Below are 17,701 nucleotides of genomic sequence, written 5' to 3'. Positions count from 1 at the left end.
GACCTCCAGGAGCCGCGTCATGCCACCGCCCGGCACCGCGCGCCAGCCCCTGGAGGCCCCCTGCCCTTCAGCGGACGGATGCCACCGGATTCATGGGCGCCGGCATCGGGTGCAGGGAGTCCTCGTCCGCCCCCGGACGGCCCAGGCCCTTGAAGACCGCGGGCGCCGACGCGCTCACCGGCCCCACGTAGAAGACGCCGTGGTAGCCCGCGTCGTTCGCCCCGCCCCACACGTGGACGAAGAAGCGGTCGCCGTTGTCCTTGCCCTTCGCCTCGCGCACGCCGCAGTCCAGCTGGCTCTTCGTGCCCTTGCCGTCCACGGCGCAAATCCACGCCGAGCCGCTGTCGTACGCCATGTCCAGCGCCACCACGTCCTTCACGTGCTTGGACAGCAGCAGGCCCATGGGCTGGTACTTCCCGTCCCACGGCAGCCCGGGCTTCGTGCGCGGGTGGATGTTGCCGCTGACCACGAGGAAGAAGCGGTCCGGCGCGTGCTGCACGCGCGCCAGCACCGTGGCCGCCATGGCCTCCTCGCGCACCTGCGCCCGCAGCTGTGGGTGGTCGAAGACGAAGACCTCCACATCCAGACCGCGGGCGCGGAGCTGGCGGAGCTGCTCCAGCATGTTCGCCATCGCCTCGCTGTTGCGCCCGTCCGGGTACGGGCTGCGCCAGAAGGGCGCGTCCATCAGCTTCAGCCAGTCCGCGTCCGTGCCCTCGCTGGTGAGGAAGTCCGCCACGCGCTCCTGGCTCTCCACCGGCAGCTCCAGCCCCACCGTCACCGGCGTGCCCGCCACCACCGATTGGCAGGACGCCTGCGCCAGGAAGCGCGGCACCTCCTGCGTGCCGTGCAGCTCTCCCAGCAGCAGCACCCCGCCCTTCTTCACCTGCTTGCCCAGGCCGATGATGGGCAGCCCGCACTCCATGGCCATGGCATCGGGCGCCTGCTTCGCCTCCGGCGCCTTCGCCACCACCTGCACCGGCTTGGGTGCGTTCTCCGCCTTCGCCAGCTTCGGCGCCACGACGCGGAACACCTTCCACTCCATGGTCAGGTCTCGCGTGCCCTGGCCGGACTCCGCGAAGTGGGAGTTCTCTCCTTTCGGCGCGTCGAAGCGTTCCTCGAAGTCCTCGACGCTCAGGAGGGGCTCACCGCTCGAGTCGCTGCTGGCCCCATCCCCCGGCGTGCCCCCGCCGCCCAGCCCCAGGGTGCGGCTGGGCCCCCAGTCCAGCTCCTTGCCCGCCTGGGACAGCGCTTTGTTCGCGCTCTTGGTGATGCGGATGACCCACAGCTTGCTCTTCGTGGGCGACTCGCGCTTGCCCAGCACGAGGTAGCGGTGCCAGTAGCCCGACACCTTCGAGCCGCCGAACTCCTCGCGCCACTCCGTCTGGAGCACGTTGCTGCCCTTGTCCTCACGGAAGGGGAGGTTGTTGTCGGTGAAGAACTGGCGGACCTCCGGCCAGACCTCTTCCAGGGGCCTGTCATAGATGGCCTCCCGGTCCGGCAGGTCCAGGTCTCCCTGGCGGGCCGCACACCCCGCCAGGACACACAACAGCGTCACCGCCGCATACACCGTCGAGCGCATTCGCCCCTCCGCTTCTGACGACCCCGCGCAACAAACGCAGCGCTCCACGGGACATATCGGGGGCGGCGGGAGCCTACGGGTACAGCGAGCGGGACAGCGCGTGGAAGGCGCGGCCGCTCTCCTCCGCGAGCGGGTGACGGCCATCGCTCACCACCACGCGCCCAGCCACCGCCACCTCGCGTACCGCCGCCTTGTCCGCGCCGAAGACGATGGCGGCGAGCAGCGACTCCAGGCTCGCGCCGGTGAGGGACGGGTGGTGCAGGTCCACCGTGAAGAAGTCAGCGGGCTTCCCCGGCTCCAGGGTGCCCGTGGACAGGCCCAGGCTGTGCGCGCCCTGGGCGGTGGCCATGTCCAGCAGCCGCGCCGCCAGCCCGTCCATCGCGCCACGGCCCGGGTCCAGCACCGCGCGCCGCAGCCGTGCCAGCCGCAGGTGGCCCTCCAGCTGCCTTGCCTCGTCCAGCAGGTCCACCGTGGCCTGGCTGTCCGAGCCGAGGCTGATGCGCGCCCCCGCCCGCACCAGTGCGTCCGCGGGGACGATGCCGTCGCCCAGGTTGCGCTCGGTGGAGGGACACGCGCACACCGTCGCCTTCGCCCCGCCCAGCAGCGCCACCTCCGCGTCCGTCAGGTGCACGCCGTGCACGGCGGTGAAGCGCGGGCCGAGCAGCCCCAGGTCCGCCAGCAACTCCACCGGACGCCGGCCATGCTCGGCGAGACACGCCTCGATTTCCTTCGGCTGCTCCGCCACGTGCATGTGCACGGGGAAACTCCGGGAGGACGCGCTGGCGACCGAGGCCAGCCATTCGCGCGTCACCGCGCGCACGCTGTGCGGGGCGAGGCCCACGCTGACCGCCGCGTCGTCCCGCGTCTCGTGCGCGAGCGACTCCGCCGAGGCGAGGAAGCCGTCCACGTCCCTGTCGATGAAGCGCCGCTGGCGGGGGTTGGCCGGGACGTTGAAGCCGGCGCGCGCGTAGCCCACGCGCAGCAGGCAGATGCGCAGGCCCACGTCCCTCGCGGCGCGGATGACGGCGTGCGCCAGCGTGTTGCGGTCCGCGTACGGAGTGCCGTCCGCCTGGTGGTGGAGGTAGTGGAACTCGCCCACGGTGGTGATGCCGGCCAGGGCCATCTCCACGAAGGCCTGCCGCGAGGCGGTGTACACGTCCTCCGGGCCCAGTGACTCGGCGGCGCGGTACATGGCCTCGCGCCAGCTCCAGAAGTCGTCCGCCTCGCGGCCGGAGGCCACGTACTCCGTGCGGCCGCGGATGAGGCGCTGGAAGGCGTGCGAGTGGCCGTTGACGAGCCCCGGCAGCAGCGCGCGCCCCGGCAGCCGGACGGTGCGCGCCCCGGCGGGCACGGGGCCCTCATGAAGGACGAGGCCGTCCGCGCTCACGCCCAGGGCGCGCCCTTCGTGGAACCGGCCTCCGGTGTAGAGGAGGTCCGGCTGGTAGACGATGGTTTCGCTCACCCGGTCAGCGTATGCCAGCCGACCGGGAGCCGCAGCAGCGGCGAGGCCACCCGCCGCATGCCACCGTCAACGCGTGGACGCGAACGAGGAGCCCTCGTCCTTCAGCGGATGCGCCGAGTTGTCATTGCTCCCCGGGCGCCCCATCCCCTTCTGCACCGCGGGTGCGGACGCATTCACCGGGCCCACGTAGAAGACGCCGTCGTAGCCCGCGTCGCTCGTGCCATCCCACTGGTGCATGAAGAAGCGGTCCCCGTTGTCCTTGCCCTTCGCGTTGCGGATGCCGCAGTCCAGCCTGTCCTTCACGCCCTTGCTGTCCACCGCGCAAATCCACGCCGAGCCGCTGTCGTACGCCATGTCCAGCGCCGCGACTTCATCCAGCTCATCCTTCAGCAGCAGGCCCATGGGGCGGTACTTCTTGTCCCACGGCAGTCCCGCCTTCGTGCGTGCGTGGATGTTGCCCGAGAGCACCACGTAGAAGCGGTCATTGGACGACTCCACCTGCTGCTTCACCGTGGCGGCCATCGCCTTCTCACGCTCCTGCCCCTGCCCCTTCGGATGGTCGAAGACGAAGACCTCCACGTCCAGCCCGCGCGAGCGCAGCTGGCGCAGCTGCTCCAGCATGTTGGCCACCGCCTCGCTGCTGCGGCCGTCCGGATACGGGCTGCGCCAGAAGGGGGCCTCCATCAGCTTCAGCCAGTCGTCCTCGGTGCCAGCGCTCTCCAGGAACGTGTCCACGCGCGTCTGGTTCTCCAGCGGCAGCTCCAGCCCCACCGTCACCGGCGTGCCCGCCACCGTCGTCTGGCACACCGTCTGCGCCAGGAAGCGCGGCACCTCCTGCGTGCCGTGCATCTCTCCGAGCAGCAGCACCCCGCCCTTCTTCACCTGCTTCGCCAGGCCGATGATGGGCAGCCCGCATTCAACGTCCATGGCATTGGGCGCTTCCTTCGCATTCGGTGCCTTGGCCACGCGCACCGGCTTCGGGACGTTCTCACTCTTCGCCAGCTTGGGGCTGATGCCGCGGAACACCTTCCACTCCATCACCAGGTCTCGCGTGCCCTGGCCCGACTCCGCGAAGTAGGAGTTATCCCCCTGCGGCGCGTCGAAGTAGGCCTCCATGTCCTCGGGGCTCAGGAAGCCGCCGTCACCATCGGGTCCCCCAAGGGCCCGGCTGACGCCCCAGTCGATCTCCTTCCCGGGCCTGGACAGCGCCTTGTTCGCGCTCTTGGTGATGCGGATGACCCAGAGCTTGCTCTGGGTGGGCGACTCGCGCTTGCCCAGCACCAGGTAGCGATGCCAGTAGCCGGCAATCTTCGAGCCGCCGAACTCCTGCCGCCACTCGGTCTGGAGCACCATGCTGCCCTTGTCCTCGCGGAAGGGCAGGTTGTTCTCCGTGAAGAAGGTGCGGACCTCCGGCCACATCTCCTCCAGGGGCCGCTCATAGATGGCCTCCCGGTCCGGGATTTCCAGCTCACTGCCACTGCGGTGGGCCGCGCAGCCCACCATCATCCATGCCAGTGCCACAGCCGCGTATGCCGAGAGGCGCATCGATTCATCTCCTTCCAATTCCCGACCTGGGAGGTACCGGGAGCGTACCAACGGTATATCGGCCACGCGGGAACACCCGCCCGCGTGGCCCAGGGAGAGGTCCTCAGTGGACAGAGGCGAACGACGCGCCCTCGTCCTTCAGCGGATGCGCCGAGTTGTCATCCGCGCCGGGACGGCCCAGCCCCTTGTGCACGGCGGGGGCGGACGCACTCACCGGGCCCACGTAGAAGACGCCGTCGTAGCCCGCGTCGCTCGTGCCATCCCACCGGTGCATGAAGAAGCGGTCCCCGTTGTCCTTGCCCTTCGCGTTGCGGATGCCGCAGTCCAGCTTGTCCTTCACGCCCTTGCTGTCCACGGCGCAGATCCACGCCGAGCCGCTGTCGTACGCCATGTCCAGCGCCGCGACTTCGTCCAGCTCGTCCTTCAGCAGCAGGCCCATGGGGCGGTACTGCTTGTCCCACGGCAGTCCCGCCTTCGTGCGCGCGTGGATGTTGCCGGACAGCACCACGTAGAAGCGGTCATTGGACGACTCCACCTGCTGCTTCACCGTGGCGGCCATGGCCTTCTCACGCTCCTGCCCCTGCCCCTTCGGGTGGTCGAAGACGAAGGCCTCCACGTCCAGCCCGCTCGAGCGCAGCTGGCGGAGCTGCTCCAGCATGTTGGCCACCGCCTCGCTGCTGCGGCCATCCGGGTACGGGCTGCGCCAGAACGGAGCCTCCATCAGCTTCAGCCAGTCGTCCTCGGTGCCGGCGCTCTCCAGGAACGCATCCACGCGCGTCTGGTTCTCCAGCGGCAGCTCCAGGCCCACCGTCACCGGAGTGCCCGCCACCGTCGCCTGACACACCGTCTGCGCCAGGAAGCGCGGCACCTCCTGCGTGCCGTGCATCTCTCCGAGCAGCAACACCCCACCCTTCTTCACCTGCTTCGCCAGGCCGATGATGGGCAGCCCGCATTCAACGTCCATGGCATTGGGCGCTTCCTTCGCATTCGGCGCCTTGGCCACGCGCACCGGCTTCGGGACGTTCTCCTCCTTCGCCAGCTTGGGGGAGATGCCGCGGAACACCTTCCACTCCATCGCCAGGTCTCGGGTGCCCTGGCCCGACTCCGCGAAGAAGGAGTTATCCCCCACCGGCGCGTCGAAGTAGGCCTCCAGGTCCTCGGGACTCAGGTAGCCATGTTCACCAGCGCCCCCAAGGGCCCGGCTGACGCCCCAGTCGATTTCCTTGCCGGGCTTGGACAGTGCCTTGTTCGCGCTCTTGGTGATGCGGATGACCCAGAGCTTGCTCTGGGTGGGCGACTCGCGCTTGCCCAGCACCATGTAGCGGTGCCAGTAGCCCACGATCTTCGAGCCACCGAACTCCTGCCGCCAATCCGTCTGGAGCACCATGCTGCCCTTGTCCTCACGGTAGGGCAGCTTGTTCTCCGTGAAGAAGGTGCGCACCTCTGGCCACATCTCCTCCAGGGGCCGGTCATAGATGGCCTCCCGGTCCGGGATGTCCAGCTCACTCCGGTGTGCCGCGCAGCCCACCATCATCAACGCCAGTGCCACCACCGCGTGTGCCGCAAAGCGCATTCCATCCCTCACGAGAGCAGGCTTTCGTGAGGGAACGCAGGCATGGCCCTGGCATATCGGAGCCCCGAGCTCAGAGCCCGGACCTTGGAGGTGGCCTCAGGCCTGGGCTTCGGAGCCGTGGGTGATGACCGCGCGGTCCTTCTCCCAGGGGCGGCTGCGGACGGCCTCGCGAATCCAGATGACGTGGCGCCGCTCGTCCTCGCGGTGCTTCTCGATGAGGGCGCGGACCTCCGGGGTCCACTCGAACCGCAGGGCGACTTCGTAGGCGCGGTTGGTGAACTCCTCGTTGCCCATCATCGCCACCAGCGCGGCCTCGGTGCCCATCATGCTGGTCATCGCCGTCAGGCTCTTCATGGCGGCGCCCTTGAGGTCCGGGCGCAGGTCCACGGGCTGGCCGCCGTGCTGGGTGATGAGGGCGTTGAGGTCCTGCACGTGCCGCATGTGGTCGATGCGGTACGCGTTGAGTCGCTCGCGCACCAGGGTCTCCGGGATGCGGGACAGCGCGGCGTCGTACGCCCCCACCGCGTCCGCGTCGAGCTGGGCCAGGCTGCGAAGCTTCGCGACTGCGGAATTCTCGGCCATGTCGACCTCCTCGAACGGGGACCTCGGGCAATGTGAGATGGCTCTTCCCGACGGCCAACCCGTCCCCAGGGCCCGGCCTCCGCCCGGCCCGAGGGCAGGCGGGCAGGCACGCGAGGGTGCATGGACGGGGCATGCGCACTTTGTCCCGCACACCCTTCCGCCGGAGGAAGCCATGAAGAACGAGGACCTCGCCACCACCCGCGTCGAGGAGGCGACCAGGCACATTCCGTCCATCGGCCTGCTGGGCTTCGCGGTGGGCTCCGTTGTCGCCAGCGCGACGCTGATGGCGCTGGGCCGCAAGCAGGCGGCGCTCTTCGTCGGCCAGTGGGCACCGACGGTGCTCGCCTTCGCCGTCTACAACAAGATTGTGAAGACCTTCTCCGCCCCCTACGACGAGGACCAGCGCCTGAAGCACGGCGACAACGCGTCGCTCATCAAGTCGGCGGAGGAGCTGCGCCGGCAGGAGCCGCTCCACCCCCTGCGCTGAGCGCCGTCAGGCATGGACGGGCCGGGTGGGCTCCCGGCCCTCCGCGCCAGTCCGCGTCGCTCCGCGTCGGCGCTCCGCGCGGCGGTGCTTGAAGACGATGATGACACCCACGATGGCGCTCAACAGCAGCAGGGCGTTGGTCACCACGAACACCCAGTTGCGCACCATGAGGCTGTAGAGGGTGAAGCCCGTGGAGGCGGTGATCTGCCCCACGAAGAGCCACTTGGAGACACCTTCGCTGGAGCCGGACTTCCACTGCTTGTAGACCTGCTTGCCGATGGTCAGCACCAGGACGAACGAGCTGAACCAGCCAATGGCTTCGGGCCCCATGCACCCTCCGGGCACAGAGGATGCGCACGCCCTCCCACGAGGGCATCCTCCGGGGCCGCTTCCCCTCCGGGCATGCCGCGAGGCGCCGCGTGCAACTCGCGCTGGAGCCCCTACCCTGAGAAGTGAGGGGTGTGCAGTACGCACGGACACGCGCTCCGAGCCCGGTCTCAGTGGGGCCCGGTCGGCTGGCGGCTCTCCGGACAGTGGGTGGGGGCCCGGGGCGCGTGCCACTCCTCCTTTCCTTCCGTCGCGTGATTTGCCGCTGGCAGGCTGGATGCCAAACGTTGAGGCGTGAGCCGCCCAAACGCACGCCTCAAGACCTACCGGAGCAAGCGCGACTTCGCCCTCACGCCCGAGCCGGCCCCCGACATCGACGCCCAGGCCCGTAAGGATGGAGCTCGCATCTTCGTGGTGCACAAGCACGACGCCACCCGGCTGCACTACGACTTGCGGCTCGAAATCGACGGGGTACTCGCGAGCTGGGCGATTCCCAAGGGCCCCAGCTATGACCCGGGCGAGAAGCGACTCGCGGTGGAGACCGAGGACCATCCGCTCTCCTACGCCGGCTTCGAGGGACACATCCCGGATGACGCGTATGGCGGCGGGGACTCGCTGCTGTGGGACCGCGGCACCTTCGACACGGTGCCGCCGGGACAGGCCGAGGCGCAGCGCGAACAGGGCCGGCTCCACGTGGAGTTCCAGGGCGAGAAGCTGAAGGGGCGCTGGCACCTCATCCGCACGCACCTGCGCGGCACCGGGAAGAAGACGCAGTGGCTGTGCTTCAAGGCGAAGGACGAGACGGCGGACCCGGACTACGACGTCACCGAGGCGCGCCCGGAGTCGGTGAAGAGCGGCCAGGTGGAGACGCGCGGGCCGGTGAAGCGCGGCGCGAGGAAGGTCGCTCCCGCCGTGAGCCCGAGCGCGAAGAAGCAGCCCGCCGCGAAGGGCCGTAAGCGGGCGGCGGTGCGGACTCCAGAGGAGCTGCTGGAGCGCGTCTGGCCTCCCATGCTCGCGAGGCTCTCCGTGCCGGAGGAGGCCAGCGACGCCACGCACCTGTACGAGGTGAAGTACGACGGCTTCCGCGCGGTGGCCGCGCTGGTGGGCGGCAAGCTGGCCTTCCACAGCCGGCGGGGCAATGACCTGTCGGCGCGCTTCCCCGTGCTCGCGGAGGCCCTGCGCGGGCTGGACGTGCAGGACGCGGTGGTGGACGGGGAAATCGTCGCGCTGGACGCGAAGGGCCGCTCGCGCTTCCAGCTCCTGCAGAACCAGTCCGGGGTGGAGCAGCGCTACGTCATCTTCGACCTGCTCTGGCTGGACGGTGAGGACCTGCGCGCGCTTCCGCTGGAGGAGCGGCGCGCGCGGCTGGAGCGGCTGCTGAAGAAGGTGAAGCTGCCGCTCCAGCTCTCGGAGCAGGTGGACGTGTCGCTGACGCGCGCGCTGGCCACGGCGCAGCGGCGCGGGTGGGAGGGACTCATCGCGAAGCGGAAGGGCTCCGCGTACGTGGGCACCCGCTCCGACAACTGGCTGAAGCTGAAGGTGCTGGCGGGCCAGGAGGTGGTCATCCTGGGCTACCTGCCCATCCAGAACGAGCGCGCGAAGACGGAGATTGGCGCGCTGCTGGTGGGCGTCCACGACGAGGAGGGCTTCCACGACGTGGGCAAGGTGGGCACGGGCTTCTCGACGAAGGACCGGCGCGCGCTGCGCAAGCTGCTCGACAAGGACTGCGTGAGACAGCCGATGGCGGCGGACGCGGAGCCTCGCAGGGACGCGGTGTGGGTGAAGCCGAAGCACGTGGCGCAGGTGAAGTTCACCGAGTGGACGGAGGATGGGCGGCTGCGCCACCCCGTGTACCAGGGCCTGCGCACCGACAAGCAGCCGGTGGAGGTGGTGCGTGAGCAGCCCGCGCCCGTCGCGCGCAAGGCACGGCGGGCCGAACAGAAGCGCGCCACTACCGGCACCCGGCGCGCGCCGACCGCACTGGCGGCGCGCACCGCGGCGGTACGCGAGAAGAACGTGGAGCCGGAGACGGGCGTGGAGCACGCGAAGCTGACGCACGGCGACCGCGTCCTCTTCCCGGACAGCGGCCTCACGAAGGAGGACGTCTTCGCGTACTACCGCGAGGTGGCGCCGCTGCTGGTGCCCGTGCTCGCGGACCGCCCCATCTCCGTGCAGCAGTGGCCGGCGGGAATCCAAGCGCCGGGCTTCTTCCGGCACGAGATGTCCGGCATGCCCGCGTGGCTGCCCACGCTGCGCGTGCGCCACGAGGAGAAGACGCTCCGCCACGTCAACGTGAAGAACGAGGAGGCGCTGCTGTGGCTGGCGAACCAGTCCGCGCTGACGCTCCACATGTGGCTGAGCCGAGCACCGAAGCTGGCGCAGCCGGACATGCTGGTGCTCGACCTGGACCCGGGCAAGGGCGGCTGGGCTGACGTGGTGACGGTGGCCATGTCGCTGCGCGAGAAGCTGGAGGCGTACGGGCTGAGGGGCTACCCGAAGACGTCCGGCAAGCGCGGCCTGCACGTGGTGGTGCCGCTGGCGCCGGGGCACACGTACGCGCGGACGCAGGCCTTCGCGAACCGGCTCGTCTCCGAGCTGGAGGCCGACCTGGGCGACATCGCCACCACGCAGCGCTCCATCGGCAAGCGCGGCGGGCGGCTCTACCTGGACGCGGGGCAGAACGCGCGCGGCAAGACGGTGGTGGCGCCCTACTCGCTCCGCGCGAAGGACCGCGCCCCCTTCTCCGCACCGGTGAAGTGGAGCGAGGTGACGAAGAAGCTGGACCCCTCGCGCTTCAACCTGAAGACGCTGCGCAAGCGCCTCGATGCCGTGGGTGACCTCTTCGCCGAGGCCATGAAGGACAAGCAAACGCTCCCGAAGTGACACGGCCGCATCCGGCCGTGCTACTGCGTCGCGCCCATGTCCTCCGCCTCCGTCACAGGTCCGGTGAAGCCGGGTGGCCCGCTGAAGGTCGCCCTCGCCTACTGCACCTGCTTCCTGCTGTGGGGCTCCACGTGGTCGGTGGTGAAGGTGGGCCTCCAGGACTTGCCGCCGCTGCGCTTCGTGGGCATCCGCATGCTGGTGGCGGGGCTGGCGCTGCTGCCCTTCGCCCGCTCGCGCGGCGCACCGCTCGGGCCGGGCATGGGGTGGCGCATCGCGGGACTGGGGCTGTTGCAGATTGGCATTCCCTTCGGCCTGCTCTTCGTCGGGCAGCAGTGGATTCCCTCGAGCTGGGCGGCGCTCCTCTTCTCCACCTTCCCCATGTGGCTGCTGCTGGTGGGCCGGGTGATGCTGCCGGACCAGCACCTCACGGGCCGCAAGCTGCTGGCCGCGGGACTCGGCGTGGCGGGCGTCGTGGTGCTCCAGCACTCCGGACTGGGGACGCTGGAGGTGTCGGGACACATGCTGCTCGGGTGCCTGCTGTGCCTGGGCTCGGTGGCCGCCATCTCCGTGGCCAACGTGCTGGCCAAGAAGCACATGGGCCACGTGCCCGCGCACGTGCTGGTGTTCGGCCAGACGTTCAGCAGCGCGCTCCCGCTGATCGTGCTGTCGTTCCTGCTGGAGGCGGGTCAGCCCTCGAACTGGAGCCCACGCTCGGTGCTCGCGGTGCTGTACCTCGCGCTGTGCGGCACGGTGCTCACGTACCAGTGCCTCTACTGGCTGTTGCCGCGCATCTCCCTCGCGGCGCTCGGAGCCATGGCATTGCTGGACACGCTGGTGGCCGTGGTGCTCGGCGTGGTGTTCCTCGACGAGCCGCTCACCCTGTCACTGCTCGTCGGCGGCGCGCTCATCCTCGGCGGGGCCGCGCTCGCCAACCTCATCCCCGCCGAAGAGCCCGCGCGTCCCGGAGACACACCGCCGGCCTGAGGGGCGCGGGAGTCACGGCCCGGGCTGGGACGCGGAATCGGCGGAGCCCAGACACCGGGCGGAGAGCTCCGGGTCGACGTCCCGCTTGCCCTCGAGTTCGAGGTAGCGCCGGATGAGGCACAGGCGAGCCTCGTCGAACGCGGCTCCATCATCAGGCACGTGCCAGGCCGTGGGGATGAGCCTCTGGGCCACGCCCCGGGCGAAAGCGGGGTCTCCCGCGTCGCTCACGGCCTTGAGCCACTCGAAGTCCTGGATGCCGAGCCGGATGAGCTTGAGCCGGATGGAGGGCACCGGCACGTTCGTGGTCCCTCCGATGCGCGCAGGTGTCCCCGGATAGAAGAGCGTGCCATCCCCGTTGCCACGGAACCGGTACTGGTTCGTCCAGGCCGTGGAGAGCATCCCCACCGTCTGGTAGTAGAGCTCGCCCGTGGCACCCGCCAGGAAGGACACCCACTCCTGGGCGCGCGCCTTCGTGGCCGGCCGGTCCACCATATACGAGGGCCACCCCTGTCCCGGTTGGTTCTCGGGCGGGGCGTCGTCGGCCGCGCAGCCATGGGACATGCAGCTCTGATAGGTCCAAAGCTCCCGGTGGGGCAGCGACAGGAAGTCCTGGTAGTGCTCCACCTGGTTTCCCACGTAGGGCGGCTTCGTCCCGTCCAGGTAGTTGACGAGGACAACGATGGTGTCGATGAGGTCGACCAGCTGGTACTTCTCCAGGTCCTGCACCGTGGAGGTGAGGAGCGTGCGGACCTCGGGCGCCGCCTGCCGTGAGAGGGTGGCGCGCTTCTTCACGGCGTCGAAGGAAATGCCGTAGGGCGGCTCGTCACCGACGTAGTCGAAGGCCCGCGACAGCCAGTCGCGCCTGCGGGCTTCCTCCTGGAACTGCGCGAGGCCCTCGGCCGTAGCCGGGCCCAGGTACTGCCAGCTCGTCATCCGCGCCCCCTCCAGCCGCGAGGGCGCGGTGCCGTCCAGGAACGGGCCCCAGTTCTGCTCGAAGGTCTCCCAGTCCGGCAGGTTCCAGGTCGCCTCGCCCGGCAGCCGAGGGAAGGCACTGGCCAGGGAGATGCGATGCTCGAGGGCAATCCGGTGGAACATCTGGAGCAGCGGCACCAGCGTTTCCTCGCTGCATTCCGGGGTGCCGGTATAGGCGCGACACACATGCGGCGGCCACAGGAGGAAGGCGGTCCTCAACGAGGCCGTGCTCGGCATGAGCGCGTCAACGACGGTGAGGTGGACCTGCACCTTCGCCTGAAGGCCATTGTCCGCCGTCACCCGGACGGTGCCCTTGTAGTGGCCCGGAGGGGCATCCTTCGGGACGAGGACATCCACCCAGATGGCGCGGGCCTCGCCCGCGGGGACGTCGAAGGGGAAGGCCTGGCGCTTCTCTCCCACGCTCTCGTCCCTGTCCGGAATCAGCCCGTCCGGCCAGCGCCCCACCTCGGAGTCCGGGGTGGAGCACGTGGAGATATCGAGAAAGGTCTCCTGATAGAGCGTGATGGCGTGGCCCTCGATGCGGCCGGGCCCCTCCAGGGCGTCCAGGCTTGCGCGCACCCCTGTCAGCCCCGCCCGTCCTCCGTGGAGCCCCACCTGGAAGGAGACAAACTCATTGCGCGCCGCAATCAATTGCAGTGCTGCTTGGGGGCCTGGCTCGGCGTCGGGCCTTATCTTTGTCATCGCGGTCTCGCCCCAGACCCGTGGGGCGGGTTCCGCAACGGCGGTGGCGGAAAAGAGCAGCACAATCCAAAGCAGACGGCGTGATGGCTGTTTCATGGCCGACAAGCTATGAACTGCACGTAAAGACGCTTACACAGACATGCGGCCCGGCTGCTCCCCTGCATGTCTGGGATGGAGCAGTCCGAAGACAATCGATCTCAGGAATAGACCGGCAGCATCGGCATGTCATGCTGGGCGGTAGGGATTGAAGGGCGGTCCCTCACACTGCTCGCGGCCGACGAGCAGCGCGCCATCATGACCGGCCACCTGGGGAGCAGAGCGACTTCCCCGAGCGGCCGGTCGCCTGAGGCCGGAGCGGCCCCGGGCTCAGCCCGCGTGCCGCGCCTTCGCCGCGCGGTGCTGCTCAATCCACGCGCGCGCCTGCTCCAGCGTGTCCACGTACTGCACATCCAGCGGCTCGCCGCCGCTCAGCATGGAGCGCACCATGAGGCTCTTCGTGGTGGCCTTCTGGTCCAGCCCCGCGCCGACGTAGACGATGCCGCGGAACCAGTCCGGCTTCGCGTGGTCCACGAGGTAGCCGCGCGACTCCGGGCTCAGGTGCGAGCCGGTGATGTCCGCGGCGAGGTAGAAGCGCCCCGACGTGGCCATCTCCCGGTACACGGCGCAGGACCACTGCGACGTCTCCAGGGTGATGGCGCCACGGAACTTCGCCCAGAGGATGTCCGGAGCCTCGACCCACGCCCGCTGTTCCCCAAACGCCCACTCAGATTGCCGTGACATGGAACTCCTACGATTGGAACGGAACAATGATAGGCCCGTTCCGACGCGGAGACCAACGGTGTCGCGGCCGCCCCGTCAGAAGGCGAGCGGAAGGGCGAAGGCCGTGCCGTTCTGCGTGCCGGTGCGGTAGCTGCGAGGCGCGCCGATGACGAGCAGGGGCGAAACTCCGGTGGAACCCGGAATCAGTCCCACGTCTTGTCCGAGAGCACTGCGCTCCGCTCCATCTCCCACCACCATGAGGAACGGGGAAAGCGCGCCGACCTGCGTCTTTCCGCCCGCGTAGAGGAACACGGCGCCGCCGCCGTCCGAGGCATCCGACGCGCCCGGCGCGCCCACCAGCAGGTCCGGCACGCCGTCGCCCGTCAAGTCACGGCCGCCCGCCAGCGAGGTGCCGAAGCTCACCGCGCGCGTGCGGTGCACCAGCGTCACCGGCTCCACGCCGTCGCCCAGCGCGCCAATCACCAGCGGCTGTCCGGCGGACTGGCGGGCACTCATCTCCGACAGCAGCACCGCCTTGTCGTAGAGGAGCACCACCGGCTGCGTCACGCCGTCGAAGGGGATGCTGGAGGCGCTGACGGCCACGAAGTCGCGCGCGTCGTTGAGGAACTTCCCCGCGCGGGTGATGGCCACGCCCAGGCCCAGGTTGTTGAGCTGCAATTCATTGTCGCCGGCCAGCCGCAGCACGGTGGCCGTGGTGCGGGCGCCGCAGCGCGTGCCACCCGTGTCGTAGCCGAAGAGGATGGCCACGCCGGAGCGGGTGCCCTCCGCGTAGCGCCAGGCCAGCTCGTCGCAGCCGTCGCCGTTGAGGTCTTCCAGCGTGGCGGGCGCGGACGTCTGGATGTTCATCGACGGCCACGAGTAGACGGGGTCACACCCCATGGTCAGCTTCGCCAGCGACGCGTCCTCCGGCGCGCGGCCCAGGAATACCTCCATGCCCTTGTCGCGCAGCACGCCGAGGTCCTCCCTGCCGTCGCCGTTGAAGTCGAAGCCGCCCACCAGCCCGCGGCCGATGACGGTGCGCTTGCACTTCGCATCCGTGTCCGGCGTGCAGCCCGCAATCAGCGAAGGCGCCCACAGCCGGTAGGCCGGCTTGAAGGTGCCGTCCGCCTGGCCCAGCGACACCAGCACGCCGCCGACGGACAGAGTGCCGCTGGTGACGCACGCGGCGTTGACGGTGGCGTAGGTGCTGGTCAGCTCCGTGTTGCCGGCCGTCGTGCCCGTGCCCGGGACGAAGAAGCTCGGCGCGCCCACCACCAGGTCCGGCCGCCCGTCGCCGTTGAAGTCGGTGAAGGCCACGTCGGTGCCCACGGCGCGGCCCGCCTTGTGCGGCGAGGGCGCGCCCTCTTCCGCCACGCGGGCCGTGGCCGGCTGCGCCGCGTCGTGCACGTAGGCGCGGCCAATGGACAGCGCATCACCGTCCGTGTTGGAGCCGGCGCCCGACCAGCCCGGTGCACCCACCACCGTCAGGGCGCGGTTCTGCGGCCCCCGCGCCACGGCCACTCCCTCGCCGTAGCGCTCCACGCTCGGCTTCGAGGGCACCATGACGCCGGTGCGCGGCCACTCGGCGAGCGACGCGCCCGAGGGCCGGTACAGTTCCACGCGGCCGGTGAAGGCGCCCTGGTCCGACGAGGCGCGGCCCGAGAAGGCCACCAGCACCGGGCCGTCCGGCAGCGTCCACGCCGCGAGCCCCGAGCCCAGCGTGTCCGACTTCGCCGTGCCGTTGAGCGTGGCCAGCGGCTTGTTGATGACGCTGCCCTTCGCGAGCGTGGCCAGCGGATACACCAGGACCTTGCCAATCCAGCGCTGCGCGTTGTTGGCCGCCGGCCCCGACGACTTCGGCGCGCCCAGCAGCAGCTCCGGCCCGGCCACGCCGTCCACGTCCAGCACCGCCTGGCTGCGGCCCGCGTTGATGCCGCCCGCGTCGCCGTAGATGCGGGCGAAGGCCTCCTCGCGCTTCACCTGCGGGGGCGTGGCCGGCGGGTCGCCCGCGGGCCTCCGGTCGCTCAAGTCGAACAGCAGCGCGCCGCCCGAGTCGCCGCCGGACTTCACGCCGCCGCTCGTGCTCAGGTCCGGCGAGTCCAGCAGGTCCGCCACCGCCATCAGCAGCGTCGGCCGCGAGCCATCTGCCGAGCCCGTTCCGGGAATGACGCTCAGCCGCCACGTGCCCTCGTTGCTGTCCGCCGTATTGGCGGGCAGCAGGTACACGTCCGGCGAGGCCCGGAAGCGATTGCCCTCCGGCCGCGCGAAGAAGACGGAGATGGCCACCTGCGAGCCCGACACGGAGCCATCCGTGGCCGAGTAGCGCGACACCCTGCCGAGCGCCGCCAGGTCCACGCGGCCGTCCCCGTTGAGGTCCGCCGCCACCACCGCGCGCCCCAGGTCCGAGTTGCTGCGCGCCACCAGCGCGCCCTCGCGCGTCAGGTCCGCGCCGCCCAGCCGAATCGCCGGCAGGTCCGGCACCGGGCTCTTGCTGTCGGAGAGGTACAGGTCCACCGTGCCGCGCCGGTTGATGGCCTGCGTGGGCGCCAGGTCTCCCAGCGGCGCGCCCGCCACCAGGTCCAGGTCTCCATCCCCATCCATGTCCGCGACGGACATGCCCGCGCCGAACGCGGCATCCTTGAGCAGGCCGGTGAGCCCCTCGCGCAGCGGGGCCGGCGTGCCGCCCTTGAAGGTATAGAAGTACACCGCGCCCGCGTTGCTCACGGCGACATCCGCGCCCGGCGAGGACACCACCAATTCCGCGAGCCCGTCCCCATCCAGGTCGCCCGCGGCGAGCGCATCACCGAAGGCCGCGGTGTCCGAGCTGCCGGTGAGCACCCACGTGGGCGCCGACGGCAGCCCTCCCGTCGCACCCTTGAAGATGAAGACGGCGCCACCGGCGGGCCGGGCCAGGTCGCTCTCACGCTGGCCCACCGCGAGGTCCTGCGTCCCGTCCCCGTCGAAGTCCGCCGTCACCATGCTGGCCACGTCCGACAGGCGGCCGTGCGCCACACCCGGGCGCGTCAGCTCATCCAGCACGCGCACGGACACCTGCGCCGTCTGCTTCGTGAAGGGGTCCGTCGCCGTGAGCAGCGTCGCGCCGGTGGCACCCGCCTCCACGGCGAGCCGTCCATTCGCGAGTGTGCCCGGACCGGACACCTTCGCCCAGGTCACCCGGTCCGTGCCGCCGCGCGTGGCCAGCGGCACGGAGGCACCAGCGGGCACCGCGAGGAACGCCGGGTCTCCGGAGAGCTTCGCGCCCGCGCGGACCTGGTACTGGAGCAGCGCCTCGTCCCCCGTCTGCGAGTCGCGCACGGTGAGCAGGTCGCTCCCGTCGCGCGGGCCGGCCGTGTAGACGCCCTCGGGCGTGAGGGTGGCGCCGGAGTCGCTGCGCGTCAGCGTGTACGTGGGCGCGCCCAGCGCCCCGGCCACGGCAATCTGGAACGAGGTGGCCGGCGGCAGCTCGGCGCGCGCGGGGGCCACGTCGAAGGCGGCCACCACCGACACCCGGGTGCGCGCGTCGCCGGGGCACTTCGCGTCCTCCACCACCAGCGTGTCGGTGGCGGGCGTGCGCCCCGCGACGAAGCGGTTGCCGATGAGCGCTCCGGACGAGCCGCCCGGCTCCAGCAGGTAGCGGTAGTGGCCGCTGCCGCCGGAGGCCACCAGCGACACCGGGCCGGACACGCGCACGCGCGCCGGCTCCGCGGTGAGGGTGAGCGCCGGCAGGCCCGTGCACAGGTCCACCGTGGGCGGCAGCGGAATCACGCGCGCGGGGTCCAGGTCATCCGAGCACGCGGAGGCGAGGAGCGCGAGGAGGGGGGCCGCGCGGGTCAATCGAATCATGTT

At 70.4% G+C, this 17,701-nt stretch carries 12 protein-coding genes; 3 read left to right on the top strand and 9 right to left on the bottom strand.

Annotated elements, in window-relative coordinates:
• Positions 1–67: 67 nt before the first annotated feature.
• From G4D86_RS06110 to G4D86_RS06090, 5 genes are all read right to left on the bottom strand, one after another.
• Entirely contained in the window at positions 68–1,579 is a 1,512-nt protein-coding gene (locus G4D86_RS06110; protein WP_163990412.1) for a hypothetical protein, read from the bottom strand.
• A 73-nt stretch (positions 1,580–1,652) separates the two neighbouring features.
• Positions 1,653–3,041: a formimidoylglutamate deiminase gene (gene hutF, locus G4D86_RS06105; RefSeq protein WP_163990410.1), complete on the bottom strand. Its 1,389-nt coding sequence runs from the start codon at positions 3,039–3,041 to the stop codon at positions 1,653–1,655.
• A gap of 66 nt (positions 3,042–3,107) precedes the next feature.
• Positions 3,108–4,586, bottom strand: a complete 1,479-nt coding sequence (locus tag G4D86_RS06100) for a TraB/GumN family protein (protein ID WP_163990408.1) — start codon at positions 4,584–4,586, stop codon at positions 3,108–3,110.
• 103 nt (positions 4,587–4,689) lie between these two features.
• The gene (locus G4D86_RS06095; protein WP_163990406.1) at positions 4,690–6,159 is read right to left on the bottom strand and encodes a hypothetical protein; all 1,470 of its coding nucleotides are present in this window, start codon (positions 6,157–6,159) and stop codon (positions 4,690–4,692) included.
• A 96-nt stretch (positions 6,160–6,255) separates the two neighbouring features.
• Positions 6,256–6,741: a demethoxyubiquinone hydroxylase family protein gene (locus G4D86_RS06090; RefSeq protein WP_163990403.1), complete on the bottom strand. Its 486-nt coding sequence runs from the start codon at positions 6,739–6,741 to the stop codon at positions 6,256–6,258.
• Between the two features lie 172 nt (positions 6,742–6,913).
• On the opposite strand from G4D86_RS06090, the gene G4D86_RS06085 reads away from it, so the two are divergent.
• Positions 6,914–7,228: a hypothetical protein gene (locus G4D86_RS06085; RefSeq protein WP_163990401.1), complete on the top strand. Its 315-nt coding sequence runs from the start codon at positions 6,914–6,916 to the stop codon at positions 7,226–7,228.
• A 6-nt stretch (positions 7,229–7,234) separates the two neighbouring features.
• Here the strand turns inward: G4D86_RS06085 and G4D86_RS06080 are convergent, their stop codons facing one another.
• On the bottom strand, positions 7,235–7,558 hold the full coding sequence (locus G4D86_RS06080) for a PQ-loop repeat-containing protein (RefSeq protein WP_163990399.1): 324 nt from the start codon (positions 7,556–7,558) through the stop codon (positions 7,235–7,237).
• Between the two features lie 291 nt (positions 7,559–7,849).
• Here G4D86_RS06080 and ligD point away from each other — a divergent pair, with 291 nt between their 5' ends.
• Positions 7,850–10,438, top strand: coding sequence for a DNA ligase D (gene ligD / locus G4D86_RS06075; RefSeq protein ID WP_163990397.1), 2,589 nt, complete (start codon positions 7,850–7,852; stop codon positions 10,436–10,438).
• Positions 10,439–10,474: 36 nt separating this feature from the next.
• On the top strand, positions 10,475–11,422 hold the full coding sequence (locus G4D86_RS06070) for a DMT family transporter (RefSeq protein ID WP_163990395.1): 948 nt from the start codon (positions 10,475–10,477) through the stop codon (positions 11,420–11,422).
• 12 nt (positions 11,423–11,434) lie between these two features.
• Here the strand turns inward: G4D86_RS06070 and G4D86_RS06065 are convergent, their stop codons facing one another.
• The 3 genes from G4D86_RS06065 to G4D86_RS06055 form a co-directional block, all read right to left on the bottom strand.
• Positions 11,435–13,192, bottom strand: a complete 1,758-nt coding sequence (locus G4D86_RS06065; RefSeq protein ID WP_163990393.1) for a DUF4091 domain-containing protein — start codon at positions 13,190–13,192, stop codon at positions 11,435–11,437.
• A 270-nt stretch (positions 13,193–13,462) separates the two neighbouring features.
• A complete protein-coding gene (locus G4D86_RS06060; protein ID WP_163990391.1) occupies positions 13,463–13,876 on the bottom strand; it encodes a hypothetical protein in 414 nt (137 codons plus the stop codon).
• Positions 13,877–13,951: 75 nt separating this feature from the next.
• Positions 13,952–17,698 (bottom strand): FG-GAP-like repeat-containing protein, encoded by a 3,747-nt coding sequence (locus G4D86_RS06055; RefSeq protein WP_163990388.1) that lies wholly within the window; start codon positions 17,696–17,698, stop codon positions 13,952–13,954.
• Between the last annotated feature and the right edge of the window lie 3 nt (positions 17,699–17,701).

The organism is Pyxidicoccus caerfyrddinensis (genome assembly GCF_010894405.1).
Lineage (GTDB): Bacteria > Myxococcota > Myxococcia > Myxococcales > Myxococcaceae > Myxococcus > Myxococcus caerfyrddinensis.
The sequence above is the reverse complement of the archived record's forward strand: the minus strand, read 5'-3'. Positions and strand labels throughout refer to the sequence as shown.

Bases quoted from the DNA above. Each gene is read 5' to 3' on its own strand.
- G4D86_RS06110 (WP_163990412.1), bottom strand. From the start codon at position 1,579: ATGCGCTCGACGGTGTATGCGGCGGTGACGCTGTTGTGTGTCCTGGCG.
- G4D86_RS06100 (WP_163990408.1), bottom strand. From the start codon at position 4,586: ATGCGCCTCTCGGCATACGCGGCTGTGGCACTGGCATGGATGATGGTG.
- G4D86_RS06095 (WP_163990406.1), bottom strand. From the start codon at position 6,159: ATGCGCTTTGCGGCACACGCGGTGGTGGCACTGGCGTTGATGATGGTG.
- G4D86_RS06090 (WP_163990403.1), bottom strand. From the start codon at position 6,741: ATGGCCGAGAATTCCGCAGTCGCGAAGCTTCGCAGCCTGGCCCAGCTC.
- G4D86_RS06085 (WP_163990401.1), top strand. From the start codon at position 6,914: ATGAAGAACGAGGACCTCGCCACCACCCGCGTCGAGGAGGCGACCAGG.
- G4D86_RS06080 (WP_163990399.1), bottom strand. From the start codon at position 7,558: ATGGGGCCCGAAGCCATTGGCTGGTTCAGCTCGTTCGTCCTGGTGCTG.
- G4D86_RS06070 (WP_163990395.1), top strand. From the start codon at position 10,475: ATGTCCTCCGCCTCCGTCACAGGTCCGGTGAAGCCGGGTGGCCCGCTG.
- G4D86_RS06065 (WP_163990393.1), bottom strand. From the start codon at position 13,192: ATGAAACAGCCATCACGCCGTCTGCTTTGGATTGTGCTGCTCTTTTCC.
- G4D86_RS06060 (WP_163990391.1), bottom strand. From the start codon at position 13,876: ATGTCACGGCAATCTGAGTGGGCGTTTGGGGAACAGCGGGCGTGGGTC.
- G4D86_RS06055 (WP_163990388.1), bottom strand. From the start codon at position 17,698: ATGATTCGATTGACCCGCGCGGCCCCCCTCCTCGCGCTCCTCGCCTCC.